Genomic DNA, 13774 nt, shown 5'->3' with positions numbered 1-13774 from the left:
TTCGGTGCCATGACCAATAACCCTGAAATGCAGCATGATTGACGGGCCATCACGCCTCTGCGGCCTGCTCTGCCACTACGGCTCCGTGTCGGTCACTTCACCCGCTGCCCCGACTCCAGCCCGGCGATCGCCTTCTCCAGCCGGGCCGTCCTGACCTCCGGGGTCCTCGCCTTCAACAGGCCCAGGATGACGAGGTATTGGTCCGTCCTGCCGAGCCCCTCGAAGAAGGCCTTGGCGCGGGGGTTCCGCTCCAGGGCGGCGGCCAGGTCGTCCGGGACCGTGGCGTTCTTCTGGGACTCGTACGCCGTCTCCCACCGGCCGTCCGCCTTGGCGGCCGCGACCTCCGCGAGCCCCGAGGGCCTCATCCGGCCGGCCGCTGTGAGGGCCTCGACCTTGCGTACGTTCACCATCGACCAGAGACTGCCCGGCCTGCGCGGAGTGTACTTCTGCAAGAAGTACGACTCGTCGAGTCTCCGGCGCCGGCCGTCGATCCAGCCGTGGCAGAGGGCCACGTCGAGGGCCTCCGGGACAGTGACTGACGTCCGGCCGGAGCCCTTCTTGGCGATCTTCAACCAGATGCCTCCGTGCTGCCCCGCGTTCTCGCCCAACCAGGCTTCCAGTTGCTCGGCATCTTCGAAGGCCTTGTTTTCCACGCCGTCGAGAGTGTTGTCCATGGGGACACGGTAGGGAGCGAATAGGACAGTCTCTGACCTAGTTGAGCGGTCGCGTTGAGGGGAGCCTCGCAGGGGGCGCTACCGTACGCCGATGTCCGCGTTCATTCAGCAACTCCCCGCCCTGATAGGCGTGATCGTCGGCGCCCTCGGCTCGTATCTCGCCATGGTGCGCGGGGACCGGGCCCGGTTCCGGCGTGAGCAGACGGCACGTTGGGAGGAGCGGCGCCTGGCCGTGTACTCCGACTACGCACGCGTGCTGAAGAGGACCGTCACCCTGGCCTACCGGGTCGCGGCCCACCGCGGCAATGACCCGCATCCGCATCCCTTGGCACCCGAGGATGCGGCGCCTCAGATGGCAGAGGCCCTCGACGCCCGCGATCCGGTCGGCGAGGAGTTGCTGATGCTCGGCGCCCCGGAAGTGGTCGATCGGGCCCGCGAGTGGGTCGTCGCGGTCATCGAGATGGAACGGTTCCTGGGAGAACAGACGCTGGACCCCGACGCCTGGTCGGCGCTGCTGGCCCGCCAGCGCGCGGCCCGGGAGCGGTATTACTCGGCGGTGCGCAGCGACCTGGCGCTCCCGCCGGGGCATTCGGGGCGGTGGATCCTCGACCGGTCGGCTCAGGAGGCGTGAAGCGTTCTCGTACGGCTACTCGCCGCTGTAAAGACGCTCCAGATCCACCAGAATCGCCTCGCCCCGGGCCCCTGCGGCCCGTAGGTCGTCCGTGAACCCCGCACCGCTGTAACAGGCGAGCCGCACGGCCGAGGTGTCGATGCCACGGGACGCGAGCAGGGACTCGGCATGGCGCAGACGGTCTAGATGGCCCATATCCATGACCTGGTCCCACTTGGCCTCGCCCAGGGAGAGCAACACGCCGTTGTCCTGGCCCACGGCACCGCGCACGACCACGTCGATTTCGTAGCTCGTGCATGCCTCCTGGTCGGGGACTGTCCCGTACGAGACATCGATCGGCATGCCGCCGAAGGTGTCCGGCGCGGCGAAGTGAGCCACCCATTCGCGGCAGATCTGCTCGAAGTGGGGCCCGACAACGGCGGACAGAAAGCGGGCGCGGGAGGTCTTCCAGACCTGATCCGCCAGGCCTCGGTCCAACAGGGCGAGCTTCGGCCGGGAGATGGCATGGTCGAAGGCGATCAACGGCTCGCCCACCCTGTAGACGCTCCGGTTCTTCCGGAATGCGTCCACCTCCCTTCGTACGAGTCCACAGTCCTGCAGGACGGTCAGCGGATGGGTGATGTCGCTGGTCGGGCGCTCCAGGCAGCCGGCGATCCGCCCTGACGTGGCATTTCCTGACGCCAGTGCCGCCAGTACGGAGTGGTAGAGGGCTCGGTCCCGCAAGTCCGACTCGTCCGCGAGGAGATAGCGGGCTTCGCGGTACAGCGGGGAGCGCGGGGACAGGGCCGTGCGGCAGACCCAGGCGTCGAAGTCCGCAAGGCCGGAGGGGACGTCGTCGCGTACGAACTCACGCCGGTAGGCAGGCGTTCCGCCCACGACGCTGTGCACGAGCAGCGCAAGTCTCGGATCCGCGATGCCCCAGAAAGCAGCAGCCTGCCGGAAGTCGAGTGGCTGCACGATGAGTTCGAGCCCGGCTCTGCCGCGCAGTGGTGACGTGCCGCTGAGCAGCTTCCCCATGAAGGAGAGGGAACTGCCACAGAGCAGGAGCCGGGTACGGGACTCAAGCCGTTCCGGGCGTCGAGGTCCGTAGGCGACCTGCACGATGGAGGGCAGGGAGGGAGTGGCCCTGGCCAGGTACGGGAACTCGTCGATGACGACGGGGAGAGGCCGTTCCCTGCCCAGCGCGAGCAGTGCGTCGATGGCCTGCTCCCAGCGGTCGAACCTCATGGGGGCGACAGTGCCGCTGTACAGCCCCAGTTCTTCGCCGAAACGACGAAGAGACTCGGCCTCGGTCGCCTCGTACGCGCAGAAGTAGAACCCACCGGCGGCCCGGGCAAGCGAGTCGAGCAGGAAGGACTTGCCCTGTCTGCGCCTTCCGGACACCACAGCCATGGTGGCCTCCGGACCTTCATCGGCGGCGAACGCGGTGAGTTCGCTCCACTCCCAGTCGCGGGCGAACATGTCCGAGGGTCTGGGCAGGTCGCGGGTGAGTCGGCTCATGGCTGCCTTCGGTCGAGATTACGGAAGTACGTTTCCCGGAAGTACGTTTCCCTTAACGACTCGGACCGGCGTCAGTCACGGCGGCGGGCGACCAGTCCCGCCCTCACTGTCTCGCCGCCTCGTGCGCCGTGTTCGTGAGCGGTGCGCCCGCCGGTAATTGAGTGGATCGGGCAGGCCGGCTCCGGCTAGCCTGCCGCCATGTCCAGCCCCGAGGCGTCAAGACTCCGGCCACCGGCTCTCCGGTGGCTCTGCGGGATGTCGGGCTGAAGCTCCTTGCCTGATCGTGTTCGAGCGCGCTCAGGCACGTCTGCGCCGCCGCCACCGGAACGCCGCACAGCGCATTGTGTCCGTTTTCGAATGTTTCGGGTGTGCGGAGTTCTGTCATGCCGTTCGGTCTGTATCTGTTGGGTCTCGCTGTCTTCGCACAGGGGACTTCGGAGTTCATGTTGTCCGGTCTTGTGCCGGACATCGCGAGGGATTTCCATGTGTCCGTTCCGGCCACCGGGGCACTGACCTCGGCGTTTGCCGTGGGGATGGTCGTGGGGGCGCCGTTGATGGCCGTCGTGAGCCGACGGTGGTCGCGGCGGTGGGCGCTGCTGGGGTTTCTGGGCGCCTTTCTGCTCGTTCATGTCGTCGGTGCGGTCACCGACAGCTTTGCCGTGCTGCTGGTCAGCCGGGTTGTGGGTGCGCTCGCCAACGCGGGGTTCCTGGCCGTCGCCGTGATGACGGCTGTCGGGATGGTCGAGGACGGCGCCAAGGGGCGGGCCACGTCCGTTCTGCTCAGTGGAGTGACCGTCGCCTGTGTCGTGGGGGTTCCCGGTGGTGCGCTGCTGGGGCAGCTGTGGGGATGGCGGTCGGCGTTCTGGGCCGTGGTCGTCCTGTCCCTGCCGGCCCTGTTCGCGATCGCACGGTCCGTGCCCGGCGGGGTTCCCCCGGGCGCTCGTGCGAGTGTGCGGAGCGAGATGCGGGTGCTGCGTGAGCCCCGGCTTCAAGTGGCCCTGGTGCTCGGCGCGTTGGTGAACGGGGGCACCTTCTGCGCCTTCACCTATCTCGCGCCGCTCATCACCGGCGTCGCCGGACTCGACGAGGCCTGGGTACCCCTCGTGCTGGCGCTCTTCGGGCTCGGGTCGTTCGCCGGGGTCGCCGTCGCGGGGCGGGTCGCCGACACCCGGCCCGGCGCGGTCCTGCTGGTGGGCGGGGTGGCGTTGGCAGCCGGGTGGGGTGTCTTCGCGCTGACCGCCGGGAACCCGGTGGCGGCGGTCCTGCTCGCCTTCGTCCAGGGCGCGTTGTCGTTCGGTGTCGGGTCCACGCTGATCTCGCGGGTGCTGTACGCGGCGACCGGCGCGCCGACCCTGGCGGGCGGCATCGCCACCGCCGCGTTCAACGTCGGTGCAGTGGTGGGGCCCTGGCTCGGCGGGGTCGTGATCGGTGCGGGGCTGGGGTATCGGTCACCGTTGTGGATGAGTCTCGTACTCGTGGGACTCGCCTTGGCCGTGGGCGGCCTGACCCGGCGGAGGCAGGCCGCCGCGGTGGCGCCGTAGACGACGCGACGGACAGACGACTCGACGGACAAACGGACAACAGGGCCCGGCCCGCACCGGGGAACGGCGGGAATATCCCGACCGGTGGGCCGCTAGCGTCTCTGAATGGCTTAGTGATCCCCAGTGTTGCTCAGAGATGTAAGCCAATCGCCTTCGTGCCCTGGTGCCGATGGACGAGTCCGCCGGCCCGCGTGGCACGTCCCTCCGGACGCTGGCCGATCAGGCACACAGATCCTGACCGGGGAGGGTGCCCGACGTCGCCTGGGCGCCGGGCGTGCGCGTCACACCCTGCCACGGGATCACTACGGTTGGCTAATCCGACTGGCGAGCCTCCGGGCATGACCTGACTGCCCGCCGAATTCGTCCACCCGCTGCGCGTCGAGGTGCCCGGCGGGCACCATCTGCGCCCGATCACCGGCGCCGACGCCGAGATCTGCTGGTGGGTGGTGGACGAGCGGGTGGGCACCGAGCTGGAGCGGGATCTGGACGCGCTCGTACCGCGGTGGATCGCCGAGGCGTGGCCCTTCGAGCGGCCGCGGTTCATCGGGCGCGATCTGTCGTGGAAGGAGTGGCTGGCGCTGCCGGACGCGGACTGACCCGAAACAGCGTGGCCGGTTTTCGCCCCTTGTGGGGGCGCTCCCGGCGTTCTCATAATTCTTCAACGGAAATTGACCGGCTCATGCCATAGAACACGCCACTTCTTTTCGTTTCGGCCTTTTTGTTCAGACTTGGCATGTGCATGTCATTCCCATTCACTTCCACCCCCCACGGAAGGCATCACGTTGAAGAACCTCCTCAAGGCTCTCAAGAGATGCGCGGTCGCCGGCGCCGCCGCCCTCGCCGTCGTCAGCCTGCAGCCCGTGTCCCCCGCGACGGCCGCCCCGGCGCCCGTCGTCGGCGGAACCCGTGCCGCGCAGGGTGAGTTCCCGTTCATGGTCCGGCTCTCGATGGGCTGTGGCGGCGCGCTCTACACGCAGCAGATCGTGCTCACCGCCGCGCACTGTGTGAACGGTTCCGGCGCCAACACCAGCATCACCGCCACCGCCGGTGTCGTCGACCTGCAGTCGACCACCGGCCGGGTCCAGGTCCGCTCCACCCGGGTCCTCCAGGCTCCCGGCTACAACGGCACCGGCAAGGACTGGGCGCTCATCAAGCTCGCCCAGCCCATCAACCTGCCGACGCTGAAGATCGCCACCACCGCGGCGTACAACACCGGCGACTTCACCGTCGCCGGCTGGGGAGCGGCCCGCGAGGGCGGCGCCCAGCAGCGCTACATGCTCAAGGCCACGGTCCCGTTCGTCAGTGACGCCACCTGCCGGTCCTACGACCAGTACGAGGGCCTCGTCTCCAACGAGGAGATCTGCGCCGGCTTCGCGGCGGGCGGTGTCGACACCTGCCAGGGCGACTCCGGCGGTCCGATGTTCCGCAAGGACAACGCCGGTGCCTGGATCCAGGTCGGCATAGTCAGCTGGGGCATCGGCTGCGCCCAGCCCAACGCCCCCGGCGTCTACACCGAGGTCTCCACCTTCGCCTCGGCGATCGCCTCGGCGGCGGCGACTCTGTGACGCACGCACACCCTTCGTACGACCGTTAGCCCCGTACGACCCGTACGACCTCACGGGCCCGGCGCAGCACAGCGCCGGGCCCGTGCTCACACCCGCTCGGTCAGAACCCTCCGCCGAAGTCCCCGCCGCCTCCGAAGTCCCCGCCTCCGAAGCCGCCGCCGAAGTCGCCGGAGTCGAAGTCGGCACCGGACATGTCTCCGCCCTCGTACCCGCCGCCGGCGCCGAAGTCCCCGTATCCGGAGCCGTAGGTGGCCGCGTACGACGGGCTGGCCATCATGGAGCCGAGCATCGTGCCGATGAGGAGGCCGGGGAGGATGCCGCCGCCGAAGTAGCCGCCGGCCCAGGGGCCGTACGCCGGGCCCGCCTCCCAGTAGGGGCGGCGGCCGGAGTCGGTGTCGACCTCGCGGACGGCGGGGTCGAGGCCGTCGGCCAGTCGGGCCTTGTCGGCGGCGCAGACCGGGACTTCGCGGGTCACCCCACCCGCCGGGGTCCAGGTGGCGTCGGCGACCGACGGGCCGTGGCGCGGGTCGAAGAAGCAGGGAGCCCGGCGGTCGGGAAGGGGGCGGCCCTCGCGGCGCGCGGCGAGGACGGCGAGCGAGAAGCGCCCGTCCTCCAGGGACTGGGTGACGGCACGTACCTCCTCGGGCCGGGTGGCCGAGGCCATGAAGGACTTCGCCTTGTCGTACGAGTCGAGGGCACGTTCGTAGTCGGCGCGCATCGCGTCGTCCGCGCCGGCCTCCGCGGGGTGGAAGTCGAGCCGTTCGAGCTCCTCGCCGAAGGCGGTGATGTCCTCGTCCACGACGACGCGGAGCTTGTCGAGCGCGGCCTGCCGCTCCGCCTCCTTCTGGCGGCGGTTGCGGCGCACGAGCGTGTAGGCGCCCGCGCCGCCGGCGGCCAGCACCGCGCCGACTCCGATCAGCACGCCCGTCCCGCCGTCGTCGCCGCCCTCGCTCCAACTGTTGGGCGCGGAGCCGCCGAGGTTGACGAGGGCCCGGTCGGTGAAGTCGTTCAGCTGGGTCTTGGTGCCCTCGCCCCGGACGCTGGTCACGAGGTTCTTCACGCCGTTCTCCGACAGGACCGCGGCGTCGGCCCTCGCGTCGAACTGGTCGCCGAGCCGTATCGCGTACAGGCCGGTGATGCCGGTCGCGGCGCGCAGGTTCCGGAAGAGGTTCTCCTGCGGGAAGTCAGCGGGGAGCACCGCGACGAAGACTGGTTTGTCCGCCTTCTCGATCTTCTCGGCCAGGGCGTCGGCGTCGGACGCCGACAGCTGCCCGGACATCGCCGGATCCACGTACACGGGGTCCTCGCGCAGGGCGTCCGCGACGGTCGAGACATCCGTGGCGGCGTGCGCCTGTGGCACGCCGACCGAGAGGACCGCGAGTGCGGCCACCACCAGCGCGATCAGGAATCCGAAGAGTCCATGGGTCCGCACGCCGTTCATACCTTCGAAGTTACCTGAACAGCGGCGAAAACGGACGGTCAGCCTGGTGGGGCGGTGGGCATCGTGCAGTGCACCACGGCACACACGCCCTCACCGCCCCACAGGCACCACTGGCGCCCCACCGGCCCCCATCGGCCCCCTCAGGCCGCCCGGTAGGCCGCCGTCAGCTTGGCCACGGCCTCTGCGTACCGTCCGGTCAGCAGCAGATGATCGGCGTCGGCGAAGGGCTTCGCGACCGCGGCAGTGATCCCCTGGCCGGCCTGCTGGTCGGCCTGCTGGCCCGTTTGCCGGCCCATCTGCTGGCCGATCCCCTGAGCGGCCTTCTGGTCGATCTTCTGCTGGACGAGCAGTCGCGCCTTGGTGACGATCGCGCGCCCGGCCTCCTCGGACCCGGCCTTCTCAGCCACTGCGGCAGCGGCGGTGAGGGCCTTGAGTGTCGCCTGGCCGCCCTCCGGGACCTTGGTGAGTGTGGTCAGCCCCCACCCGTACGGGAACTGCGGCTCGTACGACGCGTCTCCCACGTTGATCGGCAGCTGGGCCTCCGACTTCGGCCACGTGACAGGGAGCCGGCCGGTGAAGGCGCGCTTCCCGTAAAGCACGTCCGCGACTCCGTCGCCCTCGGTGCCCGGCAGCCAGGAGGCGACCAGCGCGTCGATGTCGCCGAGTTGGTCGCCGATGAGCTGCGGGCGCCCGGAGACGATCAGCACCGCGCATTTCATGGCGCCGCACACCTTGTCCACGGCGGCCCGGTCGGCGGCGGAGAGCACCAGGTCGTGACCGTTGCCGACATCGCCGACACCCTCGGCGTACGGGGTCTCGCCGACGACGACCACGCCCACGTCGTAGCCGTCGGTCGGGGCGGAGGCATCCTTCGAGTACGCCACCGAGGCGCCCGTACCGCGCATGCCCTCGAGAATCGTCGTCCCGTCGGTGATCTCCCCGGACGAGCCCTGCCAGGTGATGGTCCAGCCGCCGGCCTGGTTGCCGATGTCGTCGGCGTTGGACCCGGCGACGTACACCTTCTGCGACTTCTTCAGCGGCAGCACTCCGCCCGCGTTCTTCAGCAGGACCTGGGACTGGGCGGCGGCCTCGCGGGCCACGGCCCGGTGCGCGGCCGAGCCGATCTCGTCGATGCCGGAGCGGTCCGCGTACGGGTTCTCGAACAGTCCCAGCCGGAACTTCTGCGTGAGGACGCGGGACACGGCGTCGTCGATGCGCGCCTCGCTGACGCGGCCCGCCTCGGCCTCGGCGATCAGGGTCGAGCGGAAGTCGGTGTAGGCGTACGGGACCATGATCATGTCGAGGCCCGCGTTGATCGACGTACGGACGTCGCTCGCGTAGTCGCCGGGGATCTGGTCGATGGCCTCCCAGTCGCTGATGACGAAGCCGTCGAAGTCCATACGGTCCTTGAGGACGCCGTTGATCATGTCGGCGCGGGCGTGCATCTTCACCGCGCCCTTGCCGTCGCCGACGATGTCCAGGGAGGAGAAGGACGGCATGACCGAGCCGACGCCCCGGTCGACGGCCTCCTGGTACGGGGAGAGGTGGACGGCCTCGAGTTCCTTGCGGGTCACGGTCGTCACACCCTGGTCGATGGTGTACGTGCCGGTCGTCGACGAGCCGTACGCCGTGCCGCCGTCGCCGACGAAGTGCTTGGCGGTGGCGAGGACCTTGTCGCCCCGCTTCAAGTCCTTGCCACTGCGGGCGCCTTGGAGTCCCTGGATGATCGTCTCCATGGACTTCACCAGGGCCGGGTCCTCGCCGAACGACTCGTACGCCCTTCCCCAGCGGTCGTCGCGCGTCACGCACACGCAGGGGGCGAAGTCCCAGGGCACACCGGTGGCCCGGGTCTCCGCGGCGGTCACCGCGCCGGTCTTCTGGGCGAGTTGGGGATCTCTCGACGCGCCGAGGCCGATGTTGTGCGGCATGATCGTGGCGCCGACGAGGTTGTTGTGGCCGTGCACCGCGTCCACGCCGTAGATGAGCGGGATCTGCAGCCTCGTGGCCAGGGCGGCCTTCTGGTAGCCGTCGATCATGTCGGCCCAGGCCTCGGGGGTGTTCGGCGTGGGCGTGGAGCCGCCGCCGGAGAGTACGGAGCCGAGGGCGTACGTCGTGATGTCGTCCTGGGAGGCGAGGGCGCCGCGTTCGGCCTGGGTCATCTGGCCGGCCTTCTCCTCCAGGGTCATGCGGGAGAGGAGGTCGGCGACGCGCTTCTTGATGGGCAACTTCGGGTCGAGGTAGGGAAGTCCGTGGGCGTTGACCACGATCCGGGGGTTCGCGGCGGGCGCCTCGGCTCCCTTGACGGTGAGCTTCAGAGGAACCGCGTCCGCCATCTCGGCGGCGTCGTCCCGAAGCGTCGGAACGGTGACCGTCCGGGTCGCGCCGGACGTCGTGCCCGCGGGGAAGGTGACCTCGCCCTTCACCGGGCCGACGTCCTCACCGGTGGCCGTGTACGCGACGGTCACGGGCTCGGCGAGCGGGGCGCCGCCGGTGGTGACGGAGAGGGGCACGTGCGCCGCCGTGCCCTCCTCCACGGGGTACACGGCGGCGCCGGTGGTGAGCTGGGCCTTCGCTTTCGCCTCGTCGGCGGTGGCGGGCGACGTGGCGAGGGTCGGCAGGGCTGATAAGAGCGACACGGAGACGAGCAGGGCGGTTCTGCGTGGGGCTTTCCGCATGACTTTCCCTTCGGCCGGACTGAGGACGCGGGGCTGTCAACTCTCGTAGTGCGCCGGACATTTGGATCGGAACGCGAGTCAACTGGGGCCCCACGGGACCGTCAAGGGGGCATGTGGGTGTTTTCGCCCCCGCCGCCCCTACCCTCCCCCGCTCTCGGCTTCGCTCGAGCGGGGGGACCCCCATCATCACTGGGGCTCCGCCCCAGACCCCGCCAGGGGGCCAGCCCCCTGGACCCCCGCTCCTCAAACGCCGGAGGGGCTGAATTTCTGCTGGCCTGCGCTGAATTTCCGCTGGCCGCATTTCGCTAACCTTGCGGCCCAGTCCGGCCGTCTTCAGCCCGTCCGGCGTTTGAGGACGAGGCCGTCCAGGCCGAAAGCGGGGGCCTGGGGGCGGCGGCCCCCAGGGAGGCGGCGCCGAGTCTCTACTCCGCCGGCTCCACCCCGGCCCGCAGCAGCCCGTACGTGTACGCGTCCTCCAGCGCCTGCCACGACGCCGCGATCACGTTCTCGGCGACGCCCACCGTGGACCACTCACCCGCACCGTCGGACGTCGAGATCAGGACGCGCGTCGTTGACTGCGTGCCGTGCTTGCCCTCCAGGATGCGGACCTTGTAGTCCACCAGCTCCAGCGCGGCGAGCTGGGGGTAGATCTTCTCCAGAGCGACACGGAGCGCCCGGTCGAGCGCGTTGACCGGCCCGTTGCCCTCCGCCGTGGCGACGATGCGCTCGCCCTTGGCGAAGAGCTTCACGGTCGCTTCGTTGGCGTGCGTGCCGTCCGGACGGTCCTCCACGATCGCCCGCCAGGACTCGACCTGGAAGTACCTGCGGGCCTTGCCCTCGGCCTCCTCCCGCAGGAGCAGCTCGAAGGACGCGTCGGCCGCCTCGTACGTGTAGCCCTGGAGCTCGCGCTCCTTGACCCGGCCGACGACCCGGCCGACCAGCTCGCGGTCGCCGCTGATGTCGACACCGAGCTCCTTGCCCTTGAGCTCGATGGAGGCGCGGCCCGCCATGTCGGAGACGAGCATGCGCATGGTGTTCCCGACGAGCTCGGGGTCGATGTGCTGGTACAGGTCCGGGTCGACCTTGATGGCCGAGGCGTGCAGGCCCGCCTTGTGGGCGAAGGCCGAGACACCCACGTACGGCTGATGCGTGGACGGGGTCAGGTTGACGACCTCGGCGATCGCGTGCGAGATGCGGGTCATCTCGGACAGCGCGCCCTCGGGGAGGACCTTCTTGCCGTACTTGAGCTCCAGGGCGGCGACGACCGGGAACAGGTTGGAGTTGCCGACGCGCTCGCCGTACCCGTTCGCCGTGCACTGGACGTGGGTCGCGCCCGCGTCCACGGCGGCGAGGGTGTTGGCGACGGCGCAGCCCGTGTCGTCCTGGGCGTGGATGCCGAGGCGCGCGCCGGTGTCGGCGAGGACGGTGGCGACGACGGCCTGGACCTGGGCGGGCAGCATGCCGCCGTTGGTGTCGCAGAGGACGACCACGTCGGCGCCGGCCTCCGAGGCGGCCCGGACGACCGCCTTCGCGTACTCGGGGTTCGCACGGTAGCCGTCGAAGAAGTGCTCGCAGTCGACGAAGACGCGGCGGCCCTGGGCGCGGAGGTGGGAGACGGTGTCGCGGACCATCTCCAGGTTCTCGTCGAGGGTCGTCCGCAGTGCCAGTTCGACATGGCGGTCGTGGGACTTGGCGACGAGGGTGACCACGGGAGCGCCGGAGTCGACGAGCGCCTTCACCTGCGGGTCCTCGCTCGCCTTCCCGCCCGCCCTGCGCGTGGCCCCGAAGGCGACGAGTTCGGCGTGCTTGAAGTCGATCTCCTGCCGGGCGCGGGCGAAGAACTCGGTGTCGCGCGGGTTGGCCCCCGGCCAACCGCCCTCGATGAAGCCCACGCCGAAGTCGTCCAGGTGCCGTGCGATGGTCAGCTTGTCCGCGACGGTGAGGTTGATGCCCTCACGCTGCGCACCGTCGCGCAGCGTCGTGTCGAAGACGTGGAAGTCGTCGTCGACTCGGGAAGGGCCGCGACGGGAGGAGTCGCGCTGCTCGTCGGTTACGTCTGTCATCTCTTGTGGCTCCTGTTTCGGGTTCGGTCTACCGGAATGACCGGTTCCACCGCCCTCATGGTCCCTCGCGCTCCGGTCCTGGCTGAAGGTGGGCCAGGAAACAGAAAAACCTCTCGCGGGTGCGAGAGGTCTGCGCGCGGGTCAGGGCGAGGGTGGCCGCTCTGTACGTGGTCGTACGGAACGGTCACTGCGGACCGGCGCGCCTGCTGCCAATAATCATGGCGAACGAGAGCACGGGGGAAGTCTGGCACAGCACTGGCCCCGTGCTCACGTTCGTCTCAGTATGCGAACGGTGGATCACTCAGCGCAGTCGGCGCACGAAGCCGTCGGTTACCCCGTTCGTGTCGCCCGGGACCAGTTGCGCGGAGCCGCTCCCGAGGCCGAGGAGCCGGCCACCGCCGCCGAACGACGTGACGTAGACGCTGCCGTCCGTGACGGGGCCACCCGTGACGGACTCGCTGGCGAGCCGGGACGTGCCGGTGCGCAGATCCCGTACGTACGCGTTCTCCTCTCCCAGCGGTGCCACGAACGTGTAGGCGACGTACCGGCCGTCGTCGCTGAGCCGGGACCCGAAGAGCCCCGGGCCGCCGGCGCCGTCATGGACGACACCCCGGGTCGTGCCCGTCCTCAGGTCGCGCACGTAGGCGTGCGTGTTCGCGGCGCCGTCGGCCACCAGGTCGTCACCCGTGTAGTCGAAGGCGATGGTCCGGCCGTCCGCCGAGAGCGACGGGTCGAGGGCGAGCCGCGCGGCCGGGGAACCGTCCGGGGTGACGTTGGCCTGCTCCTCGGTGCCGGTGCGGCGGTCGTGCACCATCAGCAGACCCGCCCCGCCCCGCACGTCGTTCTGGGTGTACGCGACGTAGCGGCCGTCGGCGCTCATGTCGAGGTGGTACGAACCCCGGCCCGGGTGAGCCCGGTTGGTGATCCGCTCGGTCGTGCCGGTGCGGCGGTCGGTGACATAGACGGCGGGATGGATGAGCGGGTCGCCGGTCTCCATCTGGCTGGGCCGGGCGGTGAAGGCCACATGGCGTCCGTCGTCGGAGATCGCCGCGGCTCCGTGCGCGTAGGAGGACACGCCGTTGGGCGTCCTGCTGACGAGTTCCGTACGGCCCGTGGTGCGGTCGTGGACGTACACGTCCTGGGCCCAGGACACCGACGGCTCGGTCCAGTCGGCGAGGTTCGTGGACGTCGAGACGAGGACCACGTACCGGCCGTTGGCACTGATCGCCGCGGGCTTGGTCCCCCGGTCGGCCTGGGTGCCGTCCGTCGCGACGCTGACGCGTTCCAGCCGACCGGTGCGCAGGTCGCGCACGAACGCGTCCTCGGCGTCGTTCGTGTCGCCCGGCACCAGGTTCGGCGCATCGGATCCGAACGCGGCGTAGCGGCCGTTGGCACTCAGATACGGCGCGGACGAGTTGCTCGTCCCCTGCTCACCGGTGGCCGACACGGTGACTCGCTCGACGAGCGGTGCCGGTGCCGCCGTCGCCGTGGCGGTCGCCGTCAGTGCGAGCGTGCTGATGACGAGCGCGGCGACGGACGTCGCACGCTTGGCTCTGGTCATGTACTCCCCCGTTTTCCCCTGTAGGACGCTGCTCCCCCGGCCCCGCGCCGAGGGCTCAGGAGAATGCAAACGCACCAGAGGAAGGGGGTCAATCAGCCGCATTGCGTACAACCTGGACGGGTG

9 protein-coding genes and 1 pseudogene are annotated in these 13774 nt (G+C 69.9%); 4 read left to right on the top strand and 6 right to left on the bottom strand.

Translation table 11 applies throughout. The annotated features are described in order from the left end of the window. Positions 1–92: 92 nt before the first annotated feature. Positions 93–674 (bottom strand): YdeI/OmpD-associated family protein, encoded by a 582-nt coding sequence (locus ACTWQR_RS13520; protein ID WP_443227266.1) that lies wholly within the window; start codon positions 672–674, stop codon positions 93–95. A gap of 91 nt (positions 675–765) precedes the next feature. Between ACTWQR_RS13520 and ACTWQR_RS13515 the strand changes: the two genes are divergently transcribed. Continuing rightward, complete coding sequence (locus tag ACTWQR_RS13515; protein ID WP_443227265.1) at positions 766–1305, top strand: hypothetical protein; 540 nt, start codon at positions 766–768, stop codon at positions 1303–1305. 15 nt (positions 1306–1320) lie between these two features. On the opposite strand, the gene ACTWQR_RS13510 is transcribed toward ACTWQR_RS13515, so the two are convergent. Beyond that, a complete protein-coding gene (locus ACTWQR_RS13510) occupies positions 1321–2805 on the bottom strand; it encodes an AAA family ATPase (RefSeq protein WP_443227264.1) in 1485 nt (494 codons plus the stop codon). Positions 2806–3188: 383 nt separating this feature from the next. On the opposite strand from ACTWQR_RS13510, the gene ACTWQR_RS13505 reads away from it, so the two are divergent. The 3 genes and pseudogenes from ACTWQR_RS13505 (at position 3189) to ACTWQR_RS13495 (ending at position 5911) form a co-directional block, all read left to right on the top strand. After that, positions 3189–4346: a Cmx/CmrA family chloramphenicol efflux MFS transporter gene (locus tag ACTWQR_RS13505; RefSeq protein ID WP_443227263.1), complete on the top strand. Its 1158-nt coding sequence runs from the start codon at positions 3189–3191 to the stop codon at positions 4344–4346. 416 nt (positions 4347–4762) lie between these two features. Next, positions 4763–4942, top strand: a pseudogene (locus ACTWQR_RS13500) (N-acetyltransferase); the annotation flags it as partial. 186 nt (positions 4943–5128) lie between these two features. Further along, positions 5129–5911: a serine protease gene (locus ACTWQR_RS13495; protein ID WP_443227262.1), complete on the top strand. Its 783-nt coding sequence runs from the start codon at positions 5129–5131 to the stop codon at positions 5909–5911. A gap of 100 nt (positions 5912–6011) precedes the next feature. Here the strand turns inward: ACTWQR_RS13495 and ACTWQR_RS13490 are convergent, their stop codons facing one another. From ACTWQR_RS13490 to ACTWQR_RS13475, 4 genes are all read right to left on the bottom strand, one after another. Beyond that, positions 6012–7352 (bottom strand): hypothetical protein, encoded by a 1341-nt coding sequence (locus ACTWQR_RS13490; RefSeq protein ID WP_443227261.1) that lies wholly within the window; start codon positions 7350–7352, stop codon positions 6012–6014. A gap of 140 nt (positions 7353–7492) precedes the next feature. Further along, positions 7493–10027, bottom strand: coding sequence for a glycoside hydrolase family 3 N-terminal domain-containing protein (locus tag ACTWQR_RS13485; RefSeq protein ID WP_443227260.1), 2535 nt, complete (start codon positions 10025–10027; stop codon positions 7493–7495). 422 nt (positions 10028–10449) lie between these two features. After that, positions 10450–12090 carry a citramalate synthase gene (gene cimA / locus ACTWQR_RS13480; RefSeq protein ID WP_443227259.1) on the bottom strand — a complete coding sequence of 547 codons (1641 nt, stop codon included), beginning with the start codon at positions 12088–12090 and terminating at the stop codon, positions 10450–10452. A 301-nt stretch (positions 12091–12391) separates the two neighbouring features. Further along, positions 12392–13651, bottom strand: a complete 1260-nt coding sequence (locus ACTWQR_RS13475; RefSeq protein ID WP_443227258.1) for a TolB family protein — start codon at positions 13649–13651, stop codon at positions 12392–12394. Between the last annotated feature and the right edge of the window lie 123 nt (positions 13652–13774).

This window comes from Streptomyces sp. 2A115 (assembly GCF_052245575.1).
Lineage (GTDB): Bacteria > Actinomycetota > Actinomycetes > Streptomycetales > Streptomycetaceae > Streptomyces.
Note: the sequence above shows the minus strand (reverse complement) of the source record. Positions and strands in the feature narration are given on the sequence as shown.